A 23,970-nucleotide genomic window follows, 5' to 3' on the forward strand; every position below is an offset into this window, starting at 1 on the left:
GTGGTCATCGCCGCTCAGCTGGATAGTCATTGCGATCGCTCTTTTCTGGGCCGTTGGCGCATACAACCGCCTCGTGCGTCTGCGCTCGGCGGTGGTGCAGGCCTTTGGCAGTCTGGATGCCCATCTGGTCCGATGGCTTGCCATGGTGGGGGAGTTCGACGCCGCTCAGGTCACCGCCGGGGCCCTGGACCGCGAGGCGCACAGCACCCTGCAAGGGGCCTCCACACAATTGACAGTCTCTTTGGCCGTGGCGCGGGCGCGACCGTTGCAGGGGGAGCCCGTGGCGGCGCTGTCTGCCGCGTGCGCGGTGCTGGATGCAGTGTGGCTGAATCTGCAGCCTGGCGCTGATGCCGAAGATGCCCGCCGCAAGGTGGCGCATTGGCGTGCCCGGTGGGACGAATTGCGCAAGCCTAACGAACAGGCGGCACAGATCTTCAATGATGCGGTGCTCCATTACAACGCCGCACTCGGGCAGTTTCCTGCATTGATGCTGGCCTGGGCCTTCGGGTTCACTCCAGCGCGCGTACTGTCCATTGCGCCAGAAAGCCATTCATGACACCAGCTGGTTCACACCACCGACCCCGCACCGCGCTTGCGCCTGGAAGCCGCGATTCCTTGCCGCCACGGCGCAGCGCCGACCCCCATGGAGCGTCCGGGGTTGCGCTGTGGGAGCAACTCGCGGGCGTCGCCACGGCGTTGCAGGCCATTTGTGCCGGCCAATCGGGTACGGCGGCGATGGCCGCCGTGGATGCTGGCTTGCGGCCGGGGGTGCAGGCGCTGCTTTTTCAGGTGTTGCGCACGCTGGGCCGGGCACAGGCACTGCGGCGTCAGCTGGTGTCCCGCACGCCGCCCCCCGCTGCCGATGCGTTGCTGTGCACGGCTTTGGCACTGTCGTGGCGGGCCGACGAGGCGCCTTACGAACCCTTCACCCTGGTCAACCAGACCGTGGAAGCGGCCAAACGCAGCATGGCCACCCGTGCGCAGGCCTCTTTCATCAATGCCTGCCTGCGCCGCTTTTTGCGGGAGCGCGAAGCCCTGGTCGCCGCGACCGATGCCGACCCTGTGGTCCGCTGGAACCACCCGCTGTGGTGGGTGAAGAAGCTGCAGAAAGACCACCCGGCGCAATGGCAGCAGATCCTGCAGGCCAACAACGCCCAAGCGCCCATGGTCTTGCGGGTAAATGTGCGAAAAGGCACGGTAGCGCAATACCAGAAAGCGCTAGCTGCTATGAATATTGATTCAGCCGTGGTCGGTGAGCAGGGCCTGATCCTGCGCCAGCCCCTGCCGGTGGCGGAATTGCCGGGATTCGCCCAGGGGATGGTTTCGGTGCAGGATGCCGCTGCGCAGCAGGCAGCACCGTTGCTGCTGCAAGGGCTGGATCTCGCGCAGCCCTTGCGGGTGCTGGATGCCTGCGCCGCGCCGGGAGGCAAGACCGCCCACCTGCTGGAATACGCGGGCGCATCCAGTCCCATCCAGGTGACCGCGCTGGAGGTGGATGCCGTGCGCAGCACACGCATCCACGAAACCCTGGATCGCCTGGGCCTGCGCGCGCAGGTGCTGGTGGCTGATGCGGCGCAGCCGCAGGACTGGTGGCGGCAGCACTGCGCCGGCGCCTTGTTCGATGCGATCTTGCTGGATGCTCCGTGCACGGCATCGGGCATCGTCCGCCGCCACCCGGATGTGCGCTGGCTGCGCCGCGAAACCGATATTGCCCAGCTGGCCGCCCAGCAGGCACGCCTGTTGGCGGCCCTGTGGCCGCTGGTGAAGCCGGGCGGGCGCCTGCTGTACTGCACCTGTTCGGTGTTCCGTGCCGAGGGCGATGCGCAGGTCCAAACGTTTCTTGCGCACAACACCGATGCCCGATTGCTGCCATCCCCAGGGCATTTAATTCCTGGCAATGGAAACAATCGCGGAGCAGTCCCGGACAATGCAACGGGTGAGCACGACGGATTTTTTTACGCACTGTTGCATAAAGCCCCCGGGTGAGCGCCGCATGGTCCGCTCGATCGTCTGTTGGGTGCTGGCCTGGCTGTGCATGCTGGCCGGGCCGCTGCAGGTGCAGGCGCAATCGCATGCGAGCGAAGTGACCGATCTGCGCCTGGAGCGCGCGGACGATGGCGTGTACCTCAGCGCCAGCTTGCAGTTGGCACTGCCCGAACTGGCCGAAGACGCCCTCTACAAGGGCATTCCCATTTTCTTTGTGGTCGAAGCCCAGGTGCTGCGGGAGCGCTGGTACTGGTCAGACCGCCAGGTGGCCACTGCCACCCGCCATCTGCGCCTGAACTATCAGCCCCTGACCCGGCGCTGGCGTCTGAGTACGTCGTCCGTGCCGTTTTCCCACACCGGGCTGGGGGTGGCGCTGGGACAGAATTTTGACGACCTGCGCGATGCCGTGTCGGCCATGCAGCGGATTTCGCGCTGGAAGATTGCGGAGGATGGTGAAATTGACGCAGATGCTGTGCACACCGTCAATTTCCGGTTTCGGCTGGACATGACGCAATTGCCACGTCCCCTCCAGATCGGGGCGGTGGGCAGCGCGGGCTGGAGCCTGGCGGTCGCCCGGAACCAGCGCCTGGCGCCGGAGATCACACGGTGAGTAAGCGCAAACTTTCGGCAGAATCGGCGTCGAATCAGGCGTTGGGTCGGCAGTCGCGGGCGGTGCGCTGGACCGTCGGGGTGGGTGCCGCCATCATGTCGGCCATCGGCATGGTGCTGCTTTTCATGCTGACGCTGGCCACCAACAACCGGGCGCTCTACGAGCGCAATTACGCCTGGCTGTTCGGGGTGAACGTGCTGGTGGCCGTGCTGCTGCTGGCGGTGCTGGTATGGGTAGGCGTGCGGCTGGCCGTGCGGTTGCGGCGCGGGCGCTTTGGCAGCCGCCTGCTGGTCAAGCTGGCCGCCATTTTTGCACTGGTGGGTCTGCTGCCCGGGTTGCTGATCTATGTGGTGTCGTACCAGTTTGTCACCCGGTCCATTGAAAGCTGGTTTGACGTGAAGGTGGAGGGTGCCCTGGTGGCGGGCGTGAATCTGGCACGGGTGTCCCTCGACTCCATGGCCGAAGACATGGCCAGCAAGGCGCGGGCAGCCAGCGTGCAGCTGGCCCAGGTGCCCGATGCCGCAGCCGGGCTGGTGCTGGAGCGCATCCGCGACCAGCTTTCGGCCAGCGACGTGATCTTGTGGAACGCCTCCGGGCATGCCGTTTCCAGCGCTGGCCAGTCGCGTTTCAACCTGAGCCCGGAGCGCCCTGGCGCAGCGCAGCTGCGCATGGTGCGCCAGCAGCGCACCCTGGCACAGATCGAGGGGCTGGACGACATTACCGACCCTGCTGCCACGCAGAGCGCCCGGGTGAAGGTATTTGCGCTGGTCGCAAGCCCCAGCGTGGGCTTGCTGCTGGAGCCGCGTTTTTTGCAGGTCACCATGCCCCTGCCGCCGGCACTGGTGGCCAATGCGCTGGCGGTGCAGGAAGCCAATCGGGAATACCAGGAACGGGCCCTGGCCCGCGAGGGCCTTCGCCGCATGTATGTGGGCACCCTGACGCTGGGCTTGTTCCTGGCCGTTTTTGGCGCCGTCCTTCTGGCCGTATTGCTGGGCAACCAGCTGGTGCGGCCGCTTCTGGTGCTCGCGGAGGGGGTGCGAGAGGTGGCGGCGGGCAATCTCAGTCCCAAGGCCGCGCTGCAAGGCAAGGATGAGCTTGACGGACTCACGCGCTCCTTTGCCACCATGACCCAGCAGATTGCGGACGCGCAGGGGGCGGTGGAGCAGAGCATGGGCGAGGTGGATGCAGCGCGTGCCAAGCTGCAGACCATTCTGGACAATCTCACCGCAGGCGTGGTGGTCCTCGACCAGCAAGGCGTCATCCTGTCCTTCAATCCGGGCGCCACGCGCATCCTGCGCGCCCCCATGGCGGCCTACGCGGGTCAGCCGCTGGCAGCGGTGCCGGGGCTGGCCGCTTTTGCCGCGGCAGTGCAACAGCAGTTCGACGAATTCCTGGGTGATCTCCACCACCACGGACTGGACCATTGGCAGCAGCCGTTTGAACTGCATGGTTCCGCCAGTGGCACTGCGCACCACGCGACAAGCCTGGTCATGCGGGGTGCCGAGCTTCCAGATGCGTCGCGGTTGTTGGTTTTTGACGACATTTCGGAAATTGTTTCGGCACAGCGTGCCCAGGCCTGGGGTGAGGTGGCGCGGCGCCTGGCCCATGAGATCAAGAACCCCCTTACCCCCGTCCAGCTGTCTGCCGAGCGCCTGGAAATGAAGCTCACCGGCAAGCTGCCGGCGCCGGAGCAGGCCATCTTGACCAAGTCGGTCCGGACCATCGTGGAGCAGGTGGATGCGATGAAGCGGCTCGTCAACGAGTTCCGCGACTATGCACGCCTGCCCGCTGCCGAATTGCAAACGCTGGACCTGAACACGTTGGTGACCGACGTGCTCTATCTGTATGGGGCCGAAAACGCCACGGTACCCGTGGAATCCGAGCTGGATCTGCGCTGCCCGCCGATTGCCGGCGACGCACAGCAGCTGCGCCAGGTTGTGCACAACCTGCTGCAAAACGCCCAGGACGCCACCGTGCAGGCTCGTGCGGGGAGCTCCGAGCCGATGCTGCCGGTGCGTATCAGCACCCGCTGGAGCGAGTCATCGCACCGTGTTCGCCTGACCGTGACCGATAGTGGCCCAGGCTTTCCCGCGCACATTCTGCAGCGGGCATTTGAACCCTATGTCACCACCAAACCACGGGGCACCGGACTGGGCCTGGCCGTGGTGAAGAAGATTGCCGACGAGCACGGTGCCCGGATCGAGTTGTCGAACCGGCTTGACGACGGCGTGGTGCGGGGGGCACAAGTGTCGTTATCATTCGCCACTTACCCATCGGTGGTGTCATAACAACACCCACCGCAGCATCCAAGGCGTTTCATACACATGGCAAACATTCTGGTGGTTGATGACGAACTCGGTATTCGTGACCTCTTGTCGGAAATCCTGAATGACGAGGGACACAGCGTGGACCTCGCCGAGAACGCCACACAGGCGCGGGTGGCGCGTGCGGCAGGTGCGTACGACCTGGTGTTGCTGGACATCTGGATGCCGGACACGGACGGCGTCTCGCTGCTCAAGGAGTGGGCCACGGCTGGAGCGCTCACCATGCCCGTCATCATGATGAGTGGACACGCCACCATAGATACCGCCGTGGAAGCCACGCGGATCGGCGCTTTCTCGTTCCTTGAAAAACCCATCACCTTGCAAAAGCTGCTCAAGGCGGTGGAACAGGGTCTGGCACGCAACGCGGCCCAGCAGTTGGCTCCCGTGGCCGCCCAGCAGCCCGCCGTGGCGCCCATGGAGGGCGGCTTTGTGCCGGCTCCGATCGTCACCACCGCCATGCTGGGAGAGTCCGGCCCCCACGCGCATCAGGGGTTCGATCTGGACCGCCCCCTGCGTGAAGCCCGCGACGGCTTTGAAAAGGCCTACTTTGAATTCCATCTGGCCCGCGAAGGCGGCTCCATGACCCGTGTCGCAGAAAAAACCGGACTCGAGCGCACCCACCTGTACCGCAAGCTGCGCCAATTGGGCGTGGATCTCGGTCGCGGAAAGCGGAATTAATCTTGGGGTCGTTGGTGATTTGGTCGGAAATTCAGGTATATAATCTAAGGCTCAGGCCCGGTAGCTCAGTCGGTAGAGCAGAGGATTGAAAATCCTTGTGTCGGCGGTTCGATTCCGTCCCAGGCCACCAAAAATGAAAGCCCTTGGTTCGTAAGAATCAAGGGCTTTTCCTATTGGCGTTCCGGGCCCAGCAGGGGCTGGGGGCACACGCTGGTACCGGCGATGTTGCACGAAGTCGCCGTTCCGTATTTTCCGAGGCGGCCGTCATTCCGGTTCTCTCTCTATCTCTCTATTTTCACGATGGCAGTTCTGACGGACACGACCCTGGGCATTGACTTTGGCACCTCCAACTCGGCAATGGCCGTGCGCCAGGGGGATTCGCCCGCGCGCATGTTGCGCCTGGAAGGCGAGAGCAACACCTTGCCAACAGCACTGTTCTTCAATGCCGAAGACCACAGCACCCACTATGGGCGCGATGCGGTGGAGCAGTATCTTGCCGGCACTGAAGGGCGGCTCATGCGTTCGCTCAAAAGCCTGCTGGGCAGTTCGCTGCTGCAGGACAAGACGGCGGTGCACAACGCGCTGGTGAGCTACCAGGACATCATCAGCCTGTTCCTGCGCATGCTGGCCAGCCAGGTGCGGGACACCCTGGGTGGCATGCCGGGCCGGGTGATGCTGGGGCGGCCCGTGCATTTCGTGGATGGTGACGCCGCGCGGGATCGACAGGCCGAAGATGCCCTGCGGCAGGCGGCGCAGGACGCGGGGTTTGTGAACATCGCGTTCCAGCTGGAGCCCATCGCCGCGGCGCTGGACTATGAGCAGCGCATCGAGCGCGAATCGCTGGTGCTGGTGGTGGACATTGGCGGTGGTACCTCCGATTTCACCGTGGTGCGCCTGGGGCCGGACCGGCGGGCGCGCACCGATCGCAGCCGCGACATTCTGGCCACCACCGGTGTGCATGTCGGCGGCACCGATTTCGACCGGCGCCTGAGCCTGGCACTGCTGATGCCCCTGCTGGGCCTGGGCCACACCGGGCCTGCGGGGCGCGAGGTGCCGAGCCGGGTGTTCTTCGACCTGGCAACCTGGCACCTGATCCAGTGGCTGTATGCGCCGCGGGCACTGCGCGATGCGCAGGCCCTGCGCCCCGACTATGCGCAGCCCCAGCTGCATGATCGCCTGATGACGGTGCTGCACCAGCGTCTGGGGCATCGTTTGGCCAACACGGTGGAGCAGGCCAAGATTGCGGCGTCTGTCGATGCTGCGGAAGCGCCGATGGCGCTGGACTGGGTCGAGCCGGGTCTGAACGCACTCATGACCCCCGACGGCCTGGCCCGCCACCTTGCCGGGCCCTTGCAACAGGTGGTGAACTGCGCCACCGAATGCCTGCAGCGGGCCGGGCTGGTGCCCCAGGATTTGCAGGCCATCTATCTCACCGGGGGATCGTCGGCACTGCGCCCGCTGCGCCAGGCGCTGCGCGTGGCGTTTCCTGACACCCCGCAGGTCGAAGGCGACCTGTTTGGTGGCGTCGCAGCAGGGCTGGCGGTTTGCGCCCCTTGATCCGCAGCGCGGCGGTGGAAGTGCTACTTAAATAGTAGCTGCATGCGCTTGTCAAAAAGCGCTTTAGGCATATCTGATTCAAAAGTGCTTCATTCGTCCCCGCTTTCGGGGGCCCCGCGTTTCCATGCCAGTGCCGTGTCGTACAGGCTGTTGCGGGATGCGCCCGTGACTTCCGCGGCCAGGCGCACTGCGGTCTTGAGGGGCAGTTCCTGCAGCAGCAGGCGCAGAACGCGCAGGCTGTCGCCGTCGTCGGTGGTGGGTGCCGTGGGGTGCAGCAGCACCACGAATTCACCGCGCGACCGCTGGGGCGAGCCTTCCAGCCAGGCCGGCAGATCCCGGGCCGGTTGGGTAGCGATTTCTTCGAATTGCTTGGTGAGTTCGCGCGCCAGTGTGACCGTGCGATCCCCCAGTATCGACAGCGCCTGGGCCAGCTCGCCAATGCGGTGGGGGGCTTCGAGCAGCACCACGCAGCGGGGTTCGCTGGCCAGCTGCTGTACGGCAGCGGCCCGCTCGGCATGCTTCACCGGTAAAAAGCCGGCGAAGAGAAAACCCCCGCTTTCCGTGCTGTGCGCCACGGCGCCCGCCACGCTCAAGGCCGTGGTGATGCTGCTGGCGCCCGGCAGCGGCAGGGCGCGCAGGCCGGCCGCCTGCACGGCGGCCACCAGGCGTGCGCCGGGGTCGCTGACGCCCGGTGTGCCGGCATCGCTCACGTAGGCAATGCGCTGGCCTTGCTGCAGTCGCTGCACCACCGCCAAGGCGGCTTCGGCTTCGTTGTGCTGGTGTACCGCCAGCAGTTGCACGCTGGTCTTGTCGATGCCATAGGCGCGCAGCAGTGCCTGGGTGTGGCGCGTGTCCTCGCAGGCTATGGCATCGGCCAGCTGCAGCACATGCAGCGCGCGCAACGTGATGTCGGCCAGGTTGCCGATGGGCGTGGCCACGACATACAGCGCACCCTGCGGATAATGCTGTGCAGCCGCTGCATCGCGTGCGGCGTTCAGGGCAGATGCGAAAGAGGCGCTCAATGAATTTCCTTGGAAAAAAACCAGCCCGTGCGAGCCCTTCGGGCCCGGATGTCGCCAGCGGCAGCACCACACGGCAGCGGGGCAATGCGGCCGAGGACCAGGCGCTGGCCTGCCTGCAGGCCGGGGGCCTGAAGTTGCTGGAGCGCAATTATCGGACGCCCGGGCGCGGCGGAGGCGAGATTGATCTGGTGATGCGCGATCGCGACGGCACCGTGGTGTTTGTCGAGGTGCGCAGCCGCGCCAGCAATGCCTTCGGTGGGGCCGGTGCCAGCATTGGCGCCACCAAGCAGCGGCGTATCGTGTTTGCCGCACGCCATTACCTGATGCGCATGTCCACGCCACCGCCGTGCCGCTTCGACGTGATCCTGGTGGATGCATCGGTGCAATGGCTCAAGGCGGCCTTCGACGCCCAATAAGCGCGGACCACCCAAAGCCTTGTGCGCCACGCCGACGACTACGGTTTGCTACAAAACTGATAACAGGCCGCGGGTATCATCGGGCTCCCATGCTTGAGCAACGCATCCAACAGCACTTCATCGACAGTGCCGACCTGAAATACCAGGCGGCGCAGGCCCTCAGCACGCCCATCGCCGCAGCCGTGCAGGCCATTCTGGCCTGCGTCACCAGCGGCGGCAAAGTGCTGGCCTGCGGCAATGGCCCTTCGGCCGCCGAGGCGCTGCAGTTTGCGGCATTCTGCGTAGCAGGATTCGAGCGTGACCGGCCCGAACTGGCTGCGCTCGCGCTGACCTGCGACAGCGCCCTGCTCACGGTGGTCGGGGGAAGCAGCGACGTGGACCAGCAATTCGCTCGCCAGGTGCGCGCGCTCGGCCAGGCCGGCGATGTCTTGCTGGCGCTGTCCGTCACGGGCAGCGATGCGAACGTGATCGCAGCCACCGAAGCCGCGCACGAGCGTGACATGACCGTGGTGATCCTCAGCGGTCGCACCGGCGGCAAGCTCGCTGCCATGGTGCGCGAGACCGACGTGCTGATCAGCGTGCCGCACGACCGTGCCGCGCGGGTGCGCGAGGTCCATGCCCTGGTGTTGCACTGCCTGTGTGACGGCGTGGATGCCCAGTTACTTGGAGAACAGGAAATACCGCTATGAAGCTGACCATGAACCGTACGGCCTGCACCTTGCTGGCTGCCGCTGCACTTGCTGCAGGCCTGTCTGCCTGCGCGCCTCTGGTTGTCGGGGGGGCGATGGTGGGTGGCTTGATGGCCACGGACCGCCGCACCACCGGCACCCAGGTGGAAGACGAAGGGATCGAGCTGCGTGCCGCCAACCGCATCCGCGAGGTGCTGGGCGATCGTGCGCATGTCAACGTCACCAGCTTCAACCGCCAGGCCTTGCTGACCGGCGAGGTGCCGACGGCGCAGGACCGTGCCACGGTGGAGAAGATCGTGACGGAGGTGAACAATGTGCGTGCGGTGGTGAACGATCTGGGCGTGATGCCCAACTCTTCGCTGGGCCAGCGTTCCAGCGACACCCTGACCACCGGCAAGGTGCGGGCGAGTTTCGTGGATGCCAAGGATGTTTTTGCCAGCGCCTACAAGGTGGTGACCGAACGCAACGTGGTCTACCTGATGGGGCTGGTGACGCAGCGCGAGGCCACGCGCGCCACCGAAATTGCGCGCGGTGTGAGCGGCGTGAGCAAGGTGGTGCGGGTCTTCGAGATGATCACTGAGGACGATCTGCGCCGCGCCAGCACGACCCAGTCGCCCGCGCCCGTGACCACCGACCAGCCCGCGTCAAAGAGCAACTGACAATTAACGGCGTATGGCGGCAGGCGGCGGCACAGCCCGCCGCCTCGCTGTCAGGTCAGGCGCTTGACCAGGCTGGATGTATCCCAGCGGTTGCCACCCATTTTCTGCACGTCGGCATAGAACTGGTCCACCAGCGCGGTCACCGGCACGCGCGAACCATTGCGGCGGGCTTCGTCCAGCACCAGGCCCAGATCCTTGCGCATCCAGTCCACGGCAAAGCCGAAGTCGAACTGGTCGTCCACCATGGTCTTGCCACGGTTGTCGAGCTGCCAGCTTTGGGCGGCGCCCTTGCCGATCACATCCAGCACCTGCTTCATGTCCAGCCCGGCATTCTTGCCAAAGGCCACGGCTTCGGACAGGCCCTGCACCAGGCCCGCGATGCAGATCTGGTTGACCATCTTGGCCAGCTGGCCCGAGCCGCTGGAACCCAGCAGCGTGAACGCCCGCGAGAAGGCCATGGCCACCGGCCGGGCGGCGTCAAAAGCCGCCTGGTCGCCGCCGCACATCACCGTGAGCTGGCCGTTTTGTGCGCCCGCCTGGCCCCCGGAGACCGGGGCATCGACAAAGTGCAGTCCCAGTGCGCGCGCGGCGGCATGCAGCTCGCGCGCCACTTCGGCCGAGGCCGTGGTGTGGTCCACGAAGACGGCGCCCGGCTGCATGCCGGCGAAGGCGCCGTCCGCGCCCAGCGTCACCGAGCGCAGGTCGTCGTCGTTGCCCACGCAGCAGAACACCAGATCGGCACCCTGGGCGGCCTCACGCGGTGTATTGGCATGTTTTGGGGCTTTTGCGCTGGCGTATTCTGCACACCATGCTATTGATTTTGAAGTGGTGCGGTTGTAGACCGTGACTTCATGGCCCGCCAGGGCGAGGTGGCCGGCCATGGGATAGCCCATGACGCCCAATCCCAGAAAGGCGATTTTGCGGGCGGGGGTGCTGTCGTAGCTGCGGGGGTTGGTGCTTGACATAGAGGTGGTTCCTGTAAAAAAGGTTGCCACAGGGGCAGCGTTTGGAATTGGCGCGGCCCAGGCCATTGGCGTCGTTCCCCTTCCCGCGCGCAGCGCGAGAGAAGGGGGAAGCGGCGCAGCCGCACAGGGGGGGTCACACTATCGCGAAGTGCTCGGTACCCGAGGCCAGGTCGGCTGATTTGGCGCGCTGGCTGTTGAGCTTGATCTGCAGGCGCAGGTCGTTGAGCGAGTCGGCGTTGCGCAGCGCATCCTCGTAGCTGATCACATTGGCCTCGTAGGCATCGAACAGCGCCTGGTCGAAGGTCTGCATGCCCAGGTTGCGGCTCTTTTTCATGACTTCCTTGATCTCGGCGACTTCGCCCTTGAAGATCAGGTCGGCAATCAGCGGGGTGTTGAGCATCACCTCGACCGCCGCTGCCCGGCCCTTGCCGTCCTGCTTCGGGATCAGGCGCTGCGACACCATGGCGCGCAGGTTGAGCGACAGGTCCATCAGCAACTGTGCGCGGCGCTCTTCGGGAAAGAAGTTGATGATCCGGTCCAGTGCCTGGTTGGCGCTGTTGGCGTGCAGGGTGGCCAGGCACAGGTGGCCGGTTTCGGCAAAGGCCACGGCGTGTTCCATGGTCTCGCGGTCGCGGATTTCGCCCATCAGGATCACGTCGGGGGCCTGGCGCAGCGTGTTCTTGAGCGCCGCTTCCCAGCTGTCGGTGTCCAGGCCCACTTCGCGCTGCGTGACCACGCAGTTCTTGTGCGGGTGCACGAATTCCACCGGGTCTTCCACCGTGATGATGTGGCCGAACGAGTTTTCGTTGCGCCAGTCCACCATGGCGGCCAGCGTGGTCGATTTGCCCGAACCCGTGGCACCCACCAGGATGCACAGGCCGCGCTTGGTCATGGTCACTTCCTTGAGGACCTGGGGCACGCCCAGGCCGTCAATGGTGGGCAGCGTGAGCGGAATGGTCCGCAGCACCATGCCGACCTTGCCCTGCTGGATGAAGGCGTTCACGCGAAAGCGGCCAATGCCGGCGGGCGAGATGGCAAAGTTGCATTCCTTGGTGCGCTCGAAGTCGGCCACCTGCTTGTCGCTCATGATGGCGCGCGCCAGCGTGAGGGTGTGGGTGCCGGTCAGCGGCTGGGGTGACACCTTGGTGACCTTGCCGTCCACCTTGATGGCGGGCGGAAACTCTGCCGTGATGAACAAGTCGCTGCCATTGCGGCTCACCATCAGCTTGAGCAAGTCGTTGATGAATTTACTGGCCTGATCGCGTTCCATCAAAGATCCTTCCGGGGTGCTGTGCCTGCAGGGCGGGGGGTCATTTCTGGTTGTCGCTCAGCCGGGCGCTCACGACCCGCAGGCGCAGCGACAGCTTGCGCGCCAGCAGCGCAATCAGGCTGGCGGCCAGCTGGGGATCCTTGGTCATCATGTCGTCCATGGCCTCGGCGCTCAGCACGGCGATTTCACTGTCGATGAGGGTGGTACAGGCCGAAAAGCGGATGCCGCTGTCGAGCAGCGACATTTCACCCAGGATGTCTCCGGGCCGCGTCTCTGCCAGGCGCAGCTGCTCGCCCCAGGGCTGAAGGCGGTCCACCGCGATGGCGCCGGTGAGCAGCACCACCATGAAGTTGCCGTATTCCTCCTGCCGGATGACGTCGCGGTTGGCTGGAACGGCGGCAAACTCGAAAAAACGCTCCATGCGCTCCACCGCGTCCGTGTCGAGGTGGGCCATGTATTTGTCCTTGGCCCACAAGGCCTGCAGCAGCTTGCCGCCGCGGCTGGGGGGCAGGCGCTTGGCGCCCACTTCCACGGCACGCGCCTCCCAGGGCACCAGCATGGAGGCGTCCACGCCCTGGCTGGCGAAGGCCGTGGAGAACAGCACGGAGTCGGTCTGATCTTCCGGAGGCTTGTCCCCGCGGGTGTTACGGCGCAGAAGGCTGAGAATGCCTTTCATAAATGGCTCCAGTGTGCGGCGTCTGCTGCCGCTTTGTCAGAAGGATGTGTGGGGGCAGCCGGAGTGCGATCAACCCGGGAAGTTCTCGGGGATCTTGGCCTTGCTGCGGGCTTCCGCGGGGCTGATGATGTTGCGCCGCACCAGATCGGTGAGGTTCTGGTCGAGTGTCTGCATGCCCACGCTGTTGCTGGTCTGGATGGTCGAATACATCTGCGCCACCTTGGCCTCGCGGATCAGGTTGCGGATGGCGCTGGTGCCCAGCATGATCTCGTGCGCGGCCACGCGGCCCGAGCCGTCTTTCAGCTTGCACAGCGTCTGTGAAATCACGGCCTGCAGCGATTCGGACAGCATGGCGCGGACCATTTCCTTTTCTTCGGCGGGGAACACGTCGATGATCCGGTCGATGGTCTTGGCGGCACTCGACGTGTGCAGCGTGCCAAAGACCAGGTGGCCCGTTTCGGCGGCCGTCATGGCCAGGCGGATGGTTTCGAGGTCGCGCATTTCGCCCACCAGGATGGCGTCGGGGTCTTCACGCAGTGCGGACTTGAGCGCGGCGGCGAACGACAGCGTCATGGGCCCCACTTCACGCTGATTGACCAGGCACTTCTTGGATTCGTGCACGAATTCGATCGGGTCTTCCACCGTGAGGATGTGGCCGTATTCGGTTTCGTTGAGGTAGTTCACCATGGCTGCCAGCGTGGTGGATTTGCCCGAGCCCGTGGGCCCGGTCACCAGCACCAGGCCGCGCGGCTTGAGCGCCAGGTCGCCGAAGATCTTGGGGGCGTTGAGCTGCTCCAGCGTGAGGATCTTGCTGGGAATGGTGCGGAACACGGCAGCGGCGCCGCGGTTCTGATTGAAGGCGTTGACCCGAAAGCGCGCCAGGCCATCGATCTCGAACGAGAAGTCCACCTCCAGAAACTCTTCATACGTTTTGCGCTGCGAGTCGCTCATGATGTCGTACACCATGGCGTGGACGGTCTTGTGGTCCAGCGCGTCCACATTGATGCGCCGTACATCCCCGTGGACCCGGATCATGGGCGGCAAGCCCGCGGACAAGTGCAGGTCGGATGCCTTGTTCTTGACGCTGAATGCGAGCAACTGGGTAATGTCCACGGGTTCCCTCTCTTTGGTACGCTTGTTTCTCATTATGACCACGATTGCTACCAACCTCCAACAGGTACGGGGCCGCATTGCGCAGGCCTGTGCCGCCGCCGGCCGGGCTCCCGACAGCGTCTCGCTGCTGGCCGTTTCCAAGACATTTGGGGCCGAATCGGTGGTGCAGGCCACCGCCGCCGGCCAGCGGGCATTCGGTGAAAACTACATCCAGGAGGGGGTGGCAAAGATCGCCGCGGTGGGGCGGGCATGCGCGCCCGCGCTGCAGTGGCATTGCATTGGCCCCATCCAGAGCAACAAGACCCGCCTGGTGGCCGAGCATTTCGACTGGGCGCACACCGTGGACCGGTTCAAGACCGCCGAGCGCCTGTCGGCCCAGCGGCCGGACCACCTGCCACCGCTGCAGATCTGTATTCAGGTGAGCATCGACGGCGGCCCCACCAAGTCGGGCGTGGCACCGGCGGATACCCTGGAGCTGGTGCGTGCTGTGGCAAAACTGCCACGCCTGCGGGTGCGCGGGCTGATGAGCATCCCCGACCATGCCCCTGATTTCGAGGCGCAACTCGCAAAACACACAAGCGCCAGAAGGCTTTTTGACCAGATATTGGCCCTGGGGGAGCCCGGGCTCGAAGGTTTTGACACCCTTTCCATGGGCATGACTGCCGATCTGGAGGCCGCCATCCAGGCGGGCAGCACCCTGGTGCGGGTAGGCACGGGCATCTTTGGCGGCCGGACCTATCCGGCACCCTGATGCAGCGCCGAATGCCTGCACTGCGGCCCGTGCTAAGCTGATTTGCTCACTCCACGGACACCGCCCATGGGCGGTGTGCAGCCATCACAACCCGTCAATGGAGATCTTTTCATGCCCGGATTGCTGCCCGACATCGACCCCGATGGCCTGCTCGAATTTTCGGTGGTCTACACCGACCGCGCGCTCAACCACATGTCCAGGCGCTTCACCGGCGTGATGCAGGACATCCTGTCCATTCTCAAGGAGGTGTACCACGCCCCCACCGCCGTGATCGTGCCCGGCAGCGGCACCTTTGGCATGGAAGCCGTGGCGCGCCAGTTCGCCAACCGCGAAAAAGTGCTGATCGTGCGCAACGGCTGGTTCAGTTACCGCTGGAGCCAGATTTTCGACGCCGACAAGGGCCTGGGCGGTGGCGCCGTGGTCTGCAAGGCCCGCCCGCAGGGCAGCGGACCGCAGGCGCCCTGGGCACCATGCCCGGCCGATGAGGTGGCGGCCGCCATCCGCGCCGAAAACCCCAAGGTGGTGTTCGCGCCCCATGTGGAAACGGCCAGCGGCATCATCCTGAGCGACGACTACATCCGCACGCTGACGGCCGCTGCGCACGAGGTGGGCGCGCTCTTCGTGCTCGACTGTGTGGCCTCGGGAGCCATGTGGGTGGACATGCAGGCCACGGGCGTGGACGTGCTGATTTCCGCGCCGCAAAAGGGCTGGAGCGGCTCGCCCTGCTGCGCCATGGTGATGCTGAGCGAACGCGCGCGCCAGGCTATCGACGACACCAGCAGCAGCAGCTTCTCGTGCGACCTCAAGAAGTGGATGCAGATCGCCGAGGGTTACGAAAAGGGCCAGCACGCCTACCACACCACCATGCCCACCGACGCCCTGGTGCGCCTGCGCGACGTGATGCAGGAGACGCGTGCCTACGGCTTTGCCAAGGTGCGCGAGGAACAGATCGAGCTGGGCGCCAAGGTGCGCGCGCTGCTCGAATCGCGCGGCTTCCCCAGCGTGGCGGCCGAAGGCTTCAAGGCGCCCGGCGTGGTGGTGAGCTACACCACCGATCCCGGCATCCAGAACGGCAAGAAATTCATGGAGGCGGGCCTGCAGACCGCCGCCGGCGTGCCGCTGCAGTGCGACGAAGGGCCGGATTTCAAGACTTTCCGCATCGGCCTGTTCGGACTGGACAAGTGGCACGACGTGGAGCGCACGGTGGGACACCTGTCCCGGGCGCTGGACCAGATGGCGGCCGCTGCCTGACAGGGAGCGGTTGAAGTTGGCTGGTTGGCACGGATGAATCCAGGTACCAACCCCGCAGTCCTCGCCTTGCGCCGTGCCAAGCGCCAGGCCTTGGGCCTTTTGCTGCTGGTGACGGCCGTGTTCATCGCCACCAGCGTGGTCGAGCGCGGGCTGCTGCTGAACTGCGTGAAAGCCATGGCCGAGGCGGCCATGGTGGGCGCGTTGGCCGACTGGTTTGCGGTGGTGGCGTTGTTTCGCCGGCCGCTGGGCCTGCCCATCCCGCACACGGCGGTGATCGCGCGCAACAAGGACCGCATCGGCGCCAACCTGGCCGCCTTTGTGCGCGACCGCTTCCTCGATCCGCCCTCGCTGGTGGCGCTGATGCGGCGCCACGATCCCGCCGCGCGGCTGGCCCAATGGCTGGGCGATGCGGGCAACGCCAGCTTGCTGGGCCAGCAGGCGGCGCGGCTGCTCAGCGCCGCCCTCGACACCGTGCAGGATGCGCAGATGGAGCGCTTCATCCGCAAGGCGGCGCGCGCCCTCATCGGGCGGGTGGATCTGTCGGGCACCCTGGCCACGGTGCTGGGGGCGCTCACCCACAACGGGCGCCACCAGGCGCTGCTCGACGATGCACTGGGCCGGCTGATCGTGGTGCTGCAGGAGGAGGGCACGCGCCAGCTGATTGCCACCACCATCGTGCAGTGGCTCAAGAAAGAGCATCCGCTCAAGGAAAAAATGCTGCCCACCGACTGGCTGGGCGACAAGGGCTCGGCCATGATCGCCAACGCGCTCGAGGCCGTGTTGGCCGACGTGGCGCAGAACCCGCAGCACCAGTTGCGCGAACAGTTCGACGCGGCCGTGCAGCGGCTGGTGCACAGGCTGCAGACCGATCCGGACTGGGCGCGCAAGGGCGAGGAGATCCGGCGCTACCTGCAGACCAATGCGACGCTGGGCCGCTATGTGCAGGACCTGTGGCTGGGCATGCGCGCGGCCCTGCAGCGCGACCTGGCCGACGAGCACTCGGCCGTGGCGCGCAACGTGCATGCCATGGGCGCGTGGTTTGGCCGCTCGCTGGCGGGTGATGCGGCATTGCGCCAGTCGCTCAACCTGCGGCTGGAAAGCTGGGTGCAGGGGCTTGCACCGGATGTGTCGCAGTTCATTGCGCAGCACATCGAGGACACGGTGCGCCGCTGGGATGCCGAGGAGATGGCGGCACTGATCGAGTTGAACATCGGCAAGGATCTGCAGTACATCCGGATCAATGGGACGGTGGTGGGTGGGTTGATTGGGTTGGTGCTGTTTGGGGTGTCGCATGCGGGGGAGGTTTGGCGGGCGGTGGTAGGTGGTTGAGGTTGGCCTGCAACCGCTACTGATCACCGATTACCTTTACCCAATGCCCGTTCGGGCTGAGCCCGTCGAAGCCGGGGCGCAACACCCCCAGCCGTTCGGGTTGAGCTTGTCGAAACCTGGGCGCGCTCGCATGCTCGCGGAATGGGCCGCATGTCTGTGCAAAGGGCGGAGGCCGGGAGTCGCCCGGCATGCGAGTAACTTTCTTTCGCGTCGCCGAAAGAAAGTCACCAAAGAAAGGGCGACCCCCAGTCTGCGACCCCTTCGCGGTGCGAAGGGGCAACCTGCGTCGGTGCGGTTGCGGGGTGCGCCGTGGAACTCGCTTTGCGCTGCGCGCACTTGCGCGCATGCTCACCCCGCAACCGCCCCGCCGCAGGCGCAGCCAGCAGGGGTGGGGGGCCAAACAGCCGAACAGCCAAACTTCCGAACAGCCACACGGGCCATCGCGTTGCTCGGCCGCGACTGGGCTGCGCGCGTCGTTCTAGCGTGCTGCCTCATCCGCAGCCATGTTGGCTGCGTGTTCTTCCTGCAAATGCTGGGCAATCTGCGCCCAGGCGTAGCAACTGGCGATGTGCGTGGCCGTCACCGCACAGAGAGCGGTGAATGCGCTTGACTGAAACCCGATTGAATGGCTTCTTTGTGGTTGCGTTAGATCCGCAAACGCAATCTAGCGCTTGTTTTCCCGGCTACACAAGCAACTGCTGAATTCTTCGTAGATAGTCCTGCGCGGCTGACAATTCGACGCCGATTTTTCCGGCCAAAGTACGTGCTGATTGCGTGTAGCGGGAGTTGGTTACGACCATCGCATAGTCGGCTTCGTAGTACTCCTTTGCCGCAAAAACCTCTTGCACGGCTGCGTTTCCAACCACACCTGTGTACTTCTTGGCCTGAATAACGATCTTGATTCCATCGACCAGAAGAACTACGTCGGCCCCCTGATCGCCGGTTGCCGGTGTTGGCTCGATTCGCGCGGTAGGGTAGGCCGCTGAGATTTCCTCAATCAGTTTCTTCTCGAATTCGATGCCGATTTGCGAAGTGTTTTGTGCGCTGGGTCGAGAGAGGATTCGAACCGCCCCCATCAGAGCCCAAAGGAAGCGGGCGCCAGCCACGCCCATCTCCTCCGCGCGATAGTCTCTGAGATACCGGGGCGTAGGTTCGGGAAAGAAATCAGATGGTGCAATACCGATAAGGTGCAGTTTCGCAAACTGCCGCGTGAATCCGCGCCAAGCGGAGAGCTTAAGTCCGCCAAGTTGCGGGTTGTGGTCACGCTCGGCTTGGGACAGCTCCTCGATGTGGGACTCCACGATACTGAAGTTATCGGCTATCAGTCCGATGAAGCGGTTGGCTCCTTGAATGTAGCGCGATCGCTGCATTACAAACTCGCCCATGTAGTAGTCCACGCTTCGCGGATAGCTATTCCAGCGTGTCCGCGTCTTCTCATCGATGATTTTCTGGAACTCGCGCAGGTCGAATAGACCTTCTATCTTCTTTTGCAACTGCGCAAAGACGCTCTCGTCGAGCACGCTCTTGTGATCCAAGCTCGGGAGGTCAAAGTAAGCGCTCAACGCCATGAGAAAAACAGCGTTCCCCTCGCGTTGCAGGGTTGATACCTTCTCTTGAAGTTGAAAAAGTTGGCTGGCCCATTCGACTTTGCCCTTCTCAACGTCATCCCACCATGCGTCCGAGTTCACCAACTCGGCGTCGATCACGGCCTGCGTTTTAGCCAATGGTTGCGCTGGCGGGGCTACCAATTCTGCTGGTGGTTTTAGGCGCTGCGACTCAGACGAAGGCACAGGAACGGGTATCGCTTCGACAGAGATTGACTCAAGGACCTGCGCGGCTTCCATAGTGATAGCCGAGGGAATACTTCGTGAGTTGCCAATTGGTTCGAAGTCCGGCCCATCACTCAGCGGCTTCGTTTGATCATTGTGGTTAGACCTTTGGGACAGCCAGCGTGTCAAAAAACGCATTCAACAAACTCCTGATGGCACCATTGCGAAGCGCAACTTCTTAGGCTCCAACGATAACAGGCACCAGCTAGACCAATGGTTCTTGTGGGTCGCGAGCGGCCTGGATCGCCCGTCAAACCTCGCCTGCCCCAGATCCCAGAGATTTGACGCCTCCACATCAGCACAACAAGGGGCCGAAGGCCCTGCGCGACTCCTCAAAACCTCGGCAAATCCGGATGCCTGATCTGCCCCCCGCGCACCAGCATCTTCCCGTACTCCGCACACCGGTTCAGCGTGGGAATCACCTTGCCCGGGTTCAGCAACCCCGCCGGGTCAAACGCGTGCTTGAGCCCGAACATCTGCGCATTCTCGGCGGCAGAAAACTGCACGCACATGCTGTTGAGCTTTTCCACGCCCACGCCATGCTCGCCCGTCACGGTGCCGCCCATGGCCACGCTGGTTTCCAGGATGTCGGCGCCAAACAGCTCGCAGCGGTGCAGCTGGTCGGCATCGTTCGCATCGAACAGGATCAGCGGATGCAGATTGCCGTCGCCCGCGTGGAACACGTTGGCACAGCGCAGCTGGTATTTCTTCTCCATGGCCTGGATGGCCAGCAGGATGTCGGCCAGGCGCTTGCGCGGGATGGTCGAGTCCATGCACATGTAGTCGGGGCTGATGCGGCCGCTGGCGGGGAAGGCGTTCTTGCGGCCGCTCCAGAAGCGCAGGCGCTCGGCCTCGTCGCGGCTCACGCTGATGGCGGTGGCGCCCGCAGCGCGCAGCACTTCGCTCATGCGGCCGATTTCCTCTTCCACCTCTTCGGGCGTGCCGTCGCTTTCGCACAGCAGGATGGCTTCGGCCGTGAGGTCGTAGCCTGCGTGCACAAAGTCTTCCACGGCGGCGGTCATGGGCTTGTCCATCATCTCCAGGCCCGCAGGGATGATGCCGGCGGCGATCACGGCGGCCACCGCATCGCCCGCTTTGCGCACGTCGTCAAAGCTGGCCATGATGCAGCGCGCCAGCTGGGGTTTGGGGATCAGGCGCACCGTCACTTCGGTGGTCACGGCCAGCATGCCCTCGCTGCCGATCACCGCGGCCAGCAGGTCGTAGCCGGGGGCATCCAGCGCCTCGCTGCCAAATTCGACGGGCTCGCCCTCCACCGTGAAGCCTTTGACCTTGAGTACGTTGTGCACCGTGAGGCCGTACTTCAGGCAGTGCACGCCGCCCGAGTTCTCGGCCACGTTGCCGCCGATGGTGCAGGCGATCTGGCTACTGGGGTCGGGGGCGTAGTAGAGGTTGTAGGGCGCAGCCGCCTCGCTGATGGCAAGGTTGCGCACGCCGCACTGCACCACGGCCGTGCGGCTTTCGGGGTTGATGTCGAGGATGCGGTTGAACTTGGCCAGCGACATCGTCACGCCCAGGGCGTGCGGCATGGCGCCGCCCGACAGGCCCGTGCCCGCGCCGCGCGCCACCACGGGCACCTGCAGCTGGTGGCACACCTGCAGCACGGCCTGCACCTCGTCATAGGTTTCGGGCAGGCACACCACCAGCGGGCGCTGGCGGTAGGCGGTGAGGCCGTCGCATTCGTAGGGTGTGGTGTCTTCGCTGTGCCAGAGCAGGGCGTGTGCGGGCACAACACGGCCCAGGGCCTGGACGACTTCGGTCTGGCGCGCGGCGCGCTCTGCAGGGGTGGGTGCCGCAGTGGTGGAAGAGGCGGTGTTCATGCTCGCCACTGTAGGGGATGGCGGGGTATCAGGGCGTGAGCTTTTCTGCAGGCGTTTGTGAAAAGCATCGGGTTGCTCATTTATCAATAGCTGCTGGCGCTTATGAATGAAGCACCAGAGGCTTGTTTGGCTTGAAATTTGATCAAGCCATGGTTTTGCGCAGCCATTCGGCAAACGCCGCGCACTCCCACCGGTCCATGGTGCCGGTGCGCCAGCACAGGTAGTGCGCATGGGGGCTGGCGGTGTCGGTGGCGAACAGGCGCACCAGCGTGCCGTTTTCCAGCCAGGGGGCCCCGAGCTTGAGGCGCACCAATGCCACCCCCATGCCGGCGGCGGCGCCGTCGCACATCAGGCCGATGTCGTTGAACTGCGAGCCCTCGCTGGGTTCGGCCCAGTCGAGGCCGGTGGCGGCAAACCAGGTGCGCCAGGGCTCCAGGGGGCTGCGCAGCAGCGGCACGCCTTCGAGGTCTTCGGGGTGGTCGAACGGGCCGTGCTCGCGCACGAAGGCGGGCGAGGCCAGGGGCGTGACCACGTCCCGCGCTATCTCCGCGTGCTCGACATCGGCATAGTGGCCGGCGCCAAAGCGCACCATCAGGTCGGCGTCCTCGGCCACCACGTCGAGCAGCGGAATGGACACCTGCAGCGCCAGGTCGATCTCGGGGTAGGCCTCGGTGAACTGGCGCAGGCGCGGGATCAGGATGGCGCGCGCGAACGTCGGCGTGACGGCCAGCTTGAGCCGCCTGCGCCCTGGCGCGGTCGCCTGCCCCGGAAAGCGCTGCAGCGCTGTGAGCCCCTCGCGCACATGGGCGAGATAGGCGCTGCCCTCTGTGGTCAGCGAAAAATCGGCCCGGCCGAACAGCTGCGCGCCCAGGATCTGTTCGAGCTGCTTGACCCGGTGGCTCACGGCGCTGGGCGTCACGCACAACTCGTCGGCCGTCTGGGTCACGCTGCGCAGGCGTGCCAAGGCCTCGAAGGTCAGCAGGCACTGGATGGGCGGTATGCGCCGGGCTGCGCTGCTGAGGAAGGAGGACGGGGCGGTGGTGGCCATCGGTGCTGGGCCGGCCGGTCAGCGGAAGATGACGGTCTTGTGGCCGTTCAGCAGCACCCGGTGCTCGCTGTGCCACTTCACGGCGCGGGCCAGTACCTGGCTTTCGGTATCGCGGCCCCGGGCGGTGAGGTCTTCCACCGTGTCGGTGTGATCGGCGCGGGCCACGTCCTGCTCGATGATCGGGCCTTCGTCCAGGTCGGCCGTCACATAGTGGGCGGTGGCGCCGATGAGTTTCACGCCCCGGTCATGCGCCTGGTAGTAAGGCTTGGCACCCTTGAAGCTGGGCAGGAAGCTGTGGTGGATGTTGATGGCCCGACCCGTCAATTTTTGGCACAGGTCAAGAGAAAGTACCTGCATGTAACGCGCCAGAACCACCAGCTCGGCCCCTTCGGCCTCGATAATCTCCAGCTGCCTGGCCTCGGCCTGGGGCTTGGTGGCGGCAGTCACCGGGATGTGGTGGAACGGCACGTTGTAGCTGGCCGCGAGCTGGTAGAAGTCGCGGTGGTTGCTGATGATGGCGCGGATATCGATGGGCAGCAGGCCACTCTTCCAGCGGAACAGCAGATCGTTGAGGCAATGGCCTTCCTTGCTGACCAGGAGCACGGTTTTCATGGGCGTGGCCGTGGCATGCAGGGTCCAGCGCATCTGGTGGGGCTCTGCAAAGCTGGCCAGGCGCGCCTTGAGGGTGGCGTGGTCGTGCTGGTCGCAGGCGAACTGCACGCGCATGAAGAACAGGCCGGTGGCGTGGTCGTTGTACTGGGCGGCTTCTTCGATGTTGCCGCCGTGCTCCAGCAGGAAGCCCGAGACAGCATGCACCAGCCCCAGGCGATCGGGGCAGGACAGGGTAAGAATATAGGCGTTGGTCATAGCCGCAACATTGTCGCAGCTAGGCCGGCAGGTGATGGAAGAAAGCGATTCATGCGCCATCCGGTGGGCATGGCGCTGGTGACCATGCGGCGTCTGCGCGAACTGGGCCTGCGGGTGCTGGTCGAGGGCGCCGAAACGGCCGAGCAGCTGGCATTTTTGCGCGAGCGCGGCGGCGAGGCCGACGGCTTTTCCGGCCGGCGAGCCGGTGCGGGCTACTTCTGCGGACGCAACACGGCGCATGCGTCCTGCGGCGGCAGCGGCGCGGTGGTGATGGCGATGTCTACTCCTGTTTTTGGAGCTGCTAGCGCCGGACCCGTATGCGCTGATAGCACTTGGGATGTCAAACTGCCCGGCCAGTGGGTGGGAATGCCCCGGTGGCGCAGCACATGCTCGCCGCCGGCCACCAGCAGCACGGTCTGGCCTGGGCGCACCGCCTCCTGTGCCGTGCGGGCCAGGCTGGCGTCGCGCGCGATCTGGATGCGGGCCATGGCAGGCAGGCGCGCGGCGGGCAGCAGGCCGCAATGGCCGTCCTGCAGCGCATCGAGCAGTTGCTGGCGGGCGGTGGCAGACAGGTGGTTGTCCCAGCGGGTTTCCTGCATGGCCGCGGCCATTGCGCTGCGCGGCAGGTTGCCCCCCAGCACGGGCACTCCGGCACGCACGGCGGCCATGACCACGGGGCCATAGGTGGACCAGGGCCAAGCGGCGTCGTGCCACTGCAGGGCCGCCTGTACTTTCTCTTCGGTGGCATCCTGCGGCAGCGCCGCGGTGCTGTGGCCGCGCTCGGCCATTTCCAGCACCAGGGCCGCCAGCCGGCCGCGCGTTGCCAGCCACAGCACCGTGTCGCGCTGCAGTCGCTGGTGGTCGGGGGCGTCATGCTGCTCGCCGAGCAGCAGTATGTCGGTGGGCGCGGCGCCTTCCAGCGGCGCCGGCCACAAGGCGCCAGGCACCACGGCAGGGGAACTGGCGCAGCCGGCGAGGGCCAGGGCGGCGAAAGCGGCTCCCAGAGGCCGAAAAAAGCGGGAAAACGTGGACGGCATGGCGCCATGCTACGCATCTTCAACTTGATTTACGTCAAGACAAGACCTGCCCACC

22 protein-coding genes and 1 tRNA gene are annotated in these 23,970 nt (G+C 65.1%); 13 read left to right on the forward strand and 10 right to left on the reverse strand.

Annotation, left to right across the window (positions count from 1 at the left end):
- Nucleotides 1-73 precede the first annotated feature (73 nt).
- The 7 genes from BLW02_RS05770 (at nucleotide 74) to BLW02_RS05800 (ending at nucleotide 7,155) form a co-directional block, all read left to right on the forward strand.
- Complete coding sequence (locus BLW02_RS05770) at nucleotides 74-556, forward strand: LemA family protein (protein ID WP_342029662.1); 483 nt, start codon at nucleotides 74-76, stop codon at nucleotides 554-556.
- The gene (gene rsmB / locus BLW02_RS05775; RefSeq protein WP_092697431.1) at nucleotides 553-1,986 is read left to right on the forward strand and encodes a 16S rRNA (cytosine(967)-C(5))-methyltransferase RsmB; all 1,434 of its coding nucleotides are present in this window, start codon (nucleotides 553-555) and stop codon (nucleotides 1,984-1,986) included. Before BLW02_RS05770 ends, rsmB begins: the two co-directional genes overlap by 4 nt.
- A gap of 7 nt (nucleotides 1,987-1,993) precedes the next feature.
- Complete coding sequence (locus BLW02_RS05780) at nucleotides 1,994-2,596, forward strand: DUF4390 domain-containing protein (RefSeq protein WP_092697432.1); 603 nt, start codon at nucleotides 1,994-1,996, stop codon at nucleotides 2,594-2,596.
- Nucleotides 2,593-4,884 carry a sensor histidine kinase gene (locus BLW02_RS05785; protein ID WP_092697433.1) on the forward strand — a complete coding sequence of 764 codons (2,292 nt, stop codon included), beginning with the start codon at nucleotides 2,593-2,595 and terminating at the stop codon, nucleotides 4,882-4,884. The genes BLW02_RS05780 and BLW02_RS05785 overlap by 4 nt, the downstream gene beginning before the upstream one ends.
- 36 nt (nucleotides 4,885-4,920) lie before the next feature.
- Entirely contained in the window at nucleotides 4,921-5,598 is a 678-nt protein-coding gene (locus tag BLW02_RS05790; RefSeq protein WP_092697434.1) for a response regulator, read from the forward strand.
- A 54-nt stretch (nucleotides 5,599-5,652) separates the two neighbouring features.
- A tRNA-Phe gene (locus tag BLW02_RS05795) sits at nucleotides 5,653-5,728 on the forward strand.
- Nucleotides 5,729-5,898: 170 nt separating this feature from the next.
- Complete coding sequence (locus BLW02_RS05800; RefSeq protein WP_159433770.1) at nucleotides 5,899-7,155, forward strand: Hsp70 family protein; 1,257 nt, start codon at nucleotides 5,899-5,901, stop codon at nucleotides 7,153-7,155.
- 89 nt (nucleotides 7,156-7,244) lie between these two features.
- Here the strand turns inward: BLW02_RS05800 and rsmI are convergent, their stop codons facing one another.
- Nucleotides 7,245-8,177 (reverse strand): 16S rRNA (cytidine(1402)-2'-O)-methyltransferase, encoded by a 933-nt coding sequence (gene rsmI, locus BLW02_RS05805; RefSeq protein WP_092697436.1) that lies wholly within the window; start codon nucleotides 8,175-8,177, stop codon nucleotides 7,245-7,247.
- Here rsmI and BLW02_RS05810 point away from each other — a divergent pair.
- The 3 genes from BLW02_RS05810 (at nucleotide 8,177) to BLW02_RS05820 (ending at nucleotide 9,941) form a co-directional block, all read left to right on the forward strand.
- Nucleotides 8,177-8,593, forward strand: a complete 417-nt coding sequence (locus tag BLW02_RS05810) for a YraN family protein (protein WP_092697437.1) — start codon at nucleotides 8,177-8,179, stop codon at nucleotides 8,591-8,593. The genes rsmI and BLW02_RS05810 overlap by 1 nt on opposite strands.
- Before the next feature lie 89 nt (nucleotides 8,594-8,682).
- Nucleotides 8,683-9,282, forward strand: a complete 600-nt coding sequence (locus BLW02_RS05815; RefSeq protein ID WP_092697438.1) for an SIS domain-containing protein — start codon at nucleotides 8,683-8,685, stop codon at nucleotides 9,280-9,282.
- Nucleotides 9,279-9,941 carry a BON domain-containing protein gene (locus BLW02_RS05820; RefSeq protein ID WP_092697439.1) on the forward strand — a complete coding sequence of 221 codons (663 nt, stop codon included), beginning with the start codon at nucleotides 9,279-9,281 and terminating at the stop codon, nucleotides 9,939-9,941. Before BLW02_RS05815 ends, BLW02_RS05820 begins: the two co-directional genes overlap by 4 nt.
- Nucleotides 9,942-9,991: 50 nt before the next feature.
- Here the strand turns inward: BLW02_RS05820 and BLW02_RS05825 are convergent, their stop codons facing one another.
- The 4 genes from BLW02_RS05825 to BLW02_RS05840 form a co-directional block, all read right to left on the reverse strand.
- On the reverse strand, nucleotides 9,992-10,906 hold the full coding sequence (locus tag BLW02_RS05825) for an NAD(P)-dependent oxidoreductase (RefSeq protein WP_092697440.1): 915 nt from the start codon (nucleotides 10,904-10,906) through the stop codon (nucleotides 9,992-9,994).
- A 133-nt stretch (nucleotides 10,907-11,039) separates the two neighbouring features.
- Nucleotides 11,040-12,176, reverse strand: coding sequence for a PilT/PilU family type 4a pilus ATPase (locus BLW02_RS05830; RefSeq protein WP_092697441.1), 1,137 nt, complete (start codon nucleotides 12,174-12,176; stop codon nucleotides 11,040-11,042).
- Between the two features lie 40 nt (nucleotides 12,177-12,216).
- Nucleotides 12,217-12,852: a Crp/Fnr family transcriptional regulator gene (locus tag BLW02_RS05835; RefSeq protein WP_092697442.1), complete on the reverse strand. Its 636-nt coding sequence runs from the start codon at nucleotides 12,850-12,852 to the stop codon at nucleotides 12,217-12,219.
- A gap of 69 nt (nucleotides 12,853-12,921) precedes the next feature.
- Nucleotides 12,922-13,965 carry a type IV pilus twitching motility protein PilT gene (locus BLW02_RS05840; protein ID WP_092697546.1) on the reverse strand — a complete coding sequence of 348 codons (1,044 nt, stop codon included), beginning with the start codon at nucleotides 13,963-13,965 and terminating at the stop codon, nucleotides 12,922-12,924.
- A gap of 34 nt (nucleotides 13,966-13,999) precedes the next feature.
- Here BLW02_RS05840 and BLW02_RS05845 point away from each other — a divergent pair, with 34 nt between their 5' ends.
- The 3 genes from BLW02_RS05845 to BLW02_RS05855 all read left to right on the forward strand — a co-directional run bounded on the left by BLW02_RS05845 (nucleotide 14,000) and on the right by BLW02_RS05855 (nucleotide 17,296).
- A complete protein-coding gene (locus tag BLW02_RS05845; RefSeq protein ID WP_092697443.1) occupies nucleotides 14,000-14,716 on the forward strand; it encodes a YggS family pyridoxal phosphate-dependent enzyme in 717 nt (238 codons plus the stop codon).
- Nucleotides 14,717-14,827: 111 nt separating this feature from the next.
- A complete protein-coding gene (locus BLW02_RS05850; protein ID WP_092697547.1) occupies nucleotides 14,828-15,967 on the forward strand; it encodes an aminotransferase class V-fold PLP-dependent enzyme in 1,140 nt (379 codons plus the stop codon).
- 33 nt (nucleotides 15,968-16,000) lie between these two features.
- Complete coding sequence (locus BLW02_RS05855; protein ID WP_092697444.1) at nucleotides 16,001-17,296, forward strand: DUF445 domain-containing protein; 1,296 nt, start codon at nucleotides 16,001-16,003, stop codon at nucleotides 17,294-17,296.
- A 683-nt stretch (nucleotides 17,297-17,979) separates the two neighbouring features.
- On the opposite strand, the gene BLW02_RS05860 is transcribed toward BLW02_RS05855, so the two are convergent.
- From BLW02_RS05860 to BLW02_RS05880, 5 genes are all read right to left on the reverse strand, one after another.
- Complete coding sequence (locus tag BLW02_RS05860; RefSeq protein ID WP_092697445.1) at nucleotides 17,980-19,263, reverse strand: restriction endonuclease; 1,284 nt, start codon at nucleotides 19,261-19,263, stop codon at nucleotides 17,980-17,982.
- Nucleotides 19,264-19,457: 194 nt separating this feature from the next.
- Nucleotides 19,458-20,963 (reverse strand): FAD-linked oxidase C-terminal domain-containing protein, encoded by a 1,506-nt coding sequence (locus tag BLW02_RS05865; RefSeq protein ID WP_092697446.1) that lies wholly within the window; start codon nucleotides 20,961-20,963, stop codon nucleotides 19,458-19,460.
- 142 nt (nucleotides 20,964-21,105) lie between these two features.
- Complete coding sequence (locus tag BLW02_RS05870) at nucleotides 21,106-22,011, reverse strand: LysR substrate-binding domain-containing protein (RefSeq protein ID WP_092697447.1); 906 nt, start codon at nucleotides 22,009-22,011, stop codon at nucleotides 21,106-21,108.
- 18 nt (nucleotides 22,012-22,029) lie between these two features.
- The gene (purU, locus tag BLW02_RS05875) at nucleotides 22,030-22,878 is read right to left on the reverse strand and encodes a formyltetrahydrofolate deformylase (protein ID WP_092697548.1); all 849 of its coding nucleotides are present in this window, start codon (nucleotides 22,876-22,878) and stop codon (nucleotides 22,030-22,032) included.
- Nucleotides 22,879-23,090: 212 nt separating this feature from the next.
- Nucleotides 23,091-23,915 (reverse strand): ChaN family lipoprotein, encoded by an 825-nt coding sequence (locus BLW02_RS05880; RefSeq protein WP_092697448.1) that lies wholly within the window; start codon nucleotides 23,913-23,915, stop codon nucleotides 23,091-23,093.
- Nucleotides 23,916-23,970 lie beyond the last annotated feature (55 nt).

Source organism: Acidovorax soli, assembly GCF_900107605.1.
Classification (GTDB): Bacteria; Pseudomonadota; Gammaproteobacteria; order Burkholderiales; family Burkholderiaceae_C; genus Acidovorax; species Acidovorax soli.

Excerpts from the sequence above, each read along its gene's own strand:
- BLW02_RS05790 (WP_092697434.1), top strand. The coding sequence starts at position 4,921 with ATGGCAAACATTCTGGTGGTTGATGACGAACTCGGTATTCGTGACCTC.
- BLW02_RS05860 (WP_092697445.1), bottom strand. The coding sequence starts at position 19,263 with ATGCGTTTTTTGACACGCTGGCTGTCCCAAAGGTCTAACCACAATGAT.
- BLW02_RS05865 (WP_092697446.1), bottom strand. The coding sequence starts at position 20,963 with ATGAACACCGCCTCTTCCACCACTGCGGCACCCACCCCTGCAGAGCGC.
- BLW02_RS05870 (WP_092697447.1), bottom strand. The coding sequence starts at position 22,011 with ATGGCCACCACCGCCCCGTCCTCCTTCCTCAGCAGCGCAGCCCGGCGC.
- BLW02_RS05845 (WP_092697443.1), top strand. The coding sequence starts at position 14,000 with ATGACCACGATTGCTACCAACCTCCAACAGGTACGGGGCCGCATTGCG.
- rsmB (WP_092697431.1), top strand. The coding sequence starts at position 553 with ATGACACCAGCTGGTTCACACCACCGACCCCGCACCGCGCTTGCGCCT.
- BLW02_RS05830 (WP_092697441.1), bottom strand. The coding sequence starts at position 12,176 with ATGGAACGCGATCAGGCCAGTAAATTCATCAACGACTTGCTCAAGCTG.
- BLW02_RS05825 (WP_092697440.1), bottom strand. The coding sequence starts at position 10,906 with ATGTCAAGCACCAACCCCCGCAGCTACGACAGCACCCCCGCCCGCAAA.
- BLW02_RS05780 (WP_092697432.1), top strand. The coding sequence starts at position 1,994 with ATGGTCCGCTCGATCGTCTGTTGGGTGCTGGCCTGGCTGTGCATGCTG.
- purU (WP_092697548.1), bottom strand. The coding sequence starts at position 22,878 with ATGACCAACGCCTATATTCTTACCCTGTCCTGCCCCGATCGCCTGGGG.
- BLW02_RS05850 (WP_092697547.1), top strand. The coding sequence starts at position 14,828 with ATGCCCGGATTGCTGCCCGACATCGACCCCGATGGCCTGCTCGAATTT.
- BLW02_RS05800 (WP_159433770.1), top strand. The coding sequence starts at position 5,899 with ATGGCAGTTCTGACGGACACGACCCTGGGCATTGACTTTGGCACCTCC.
- BLW02_RS05880 (WP_092697448.1), bottom strand. The coding sequence starts at position 23,915 with ATGCCGTCCACGTTTTCCCGCTTTTTTCGGCCTCTGGGAGCCGCTTTC.
- BLW02_RS05820 (WP_092697439.1), top strand. The coding sequence starts at position 9,279 with ATGAAGCTGACCATGAACCGTACGGCCTGCACCTTGCTGGCTGCCGCT.
- BLW02_RS05855 (WP_092697444.1), top strand. The coding sequence starts at position 16,001 with ATGAATCCAGGTACCAACCCCGCAGTCCTCGCCTTGCGCCGTGCCAAG.
- BLW02_RS05815 (WP_092697438.1), top strand. The coding sequence starts at position 8,683 with ATGCTTGAGCAACGCATCCAACAGCACTTCATCGACAGTGCCGACCTG.
- BLW02_RS05835 (WP_092697442.1), bottom strand. The coding sequence starts at position 12,852 with ATGAAAGGCATTCTCAGCCTTCTGCGCCGTAACACCCGCGGGGACAAG.
- BLW02_RS05810 (WP_092697437.1), top strand. The coding sequence starts at position 8,177 with ATGAATTTCCTTGGAAAAAAACCAGCCCGTGCGAGCCCTTCGGGCCCG.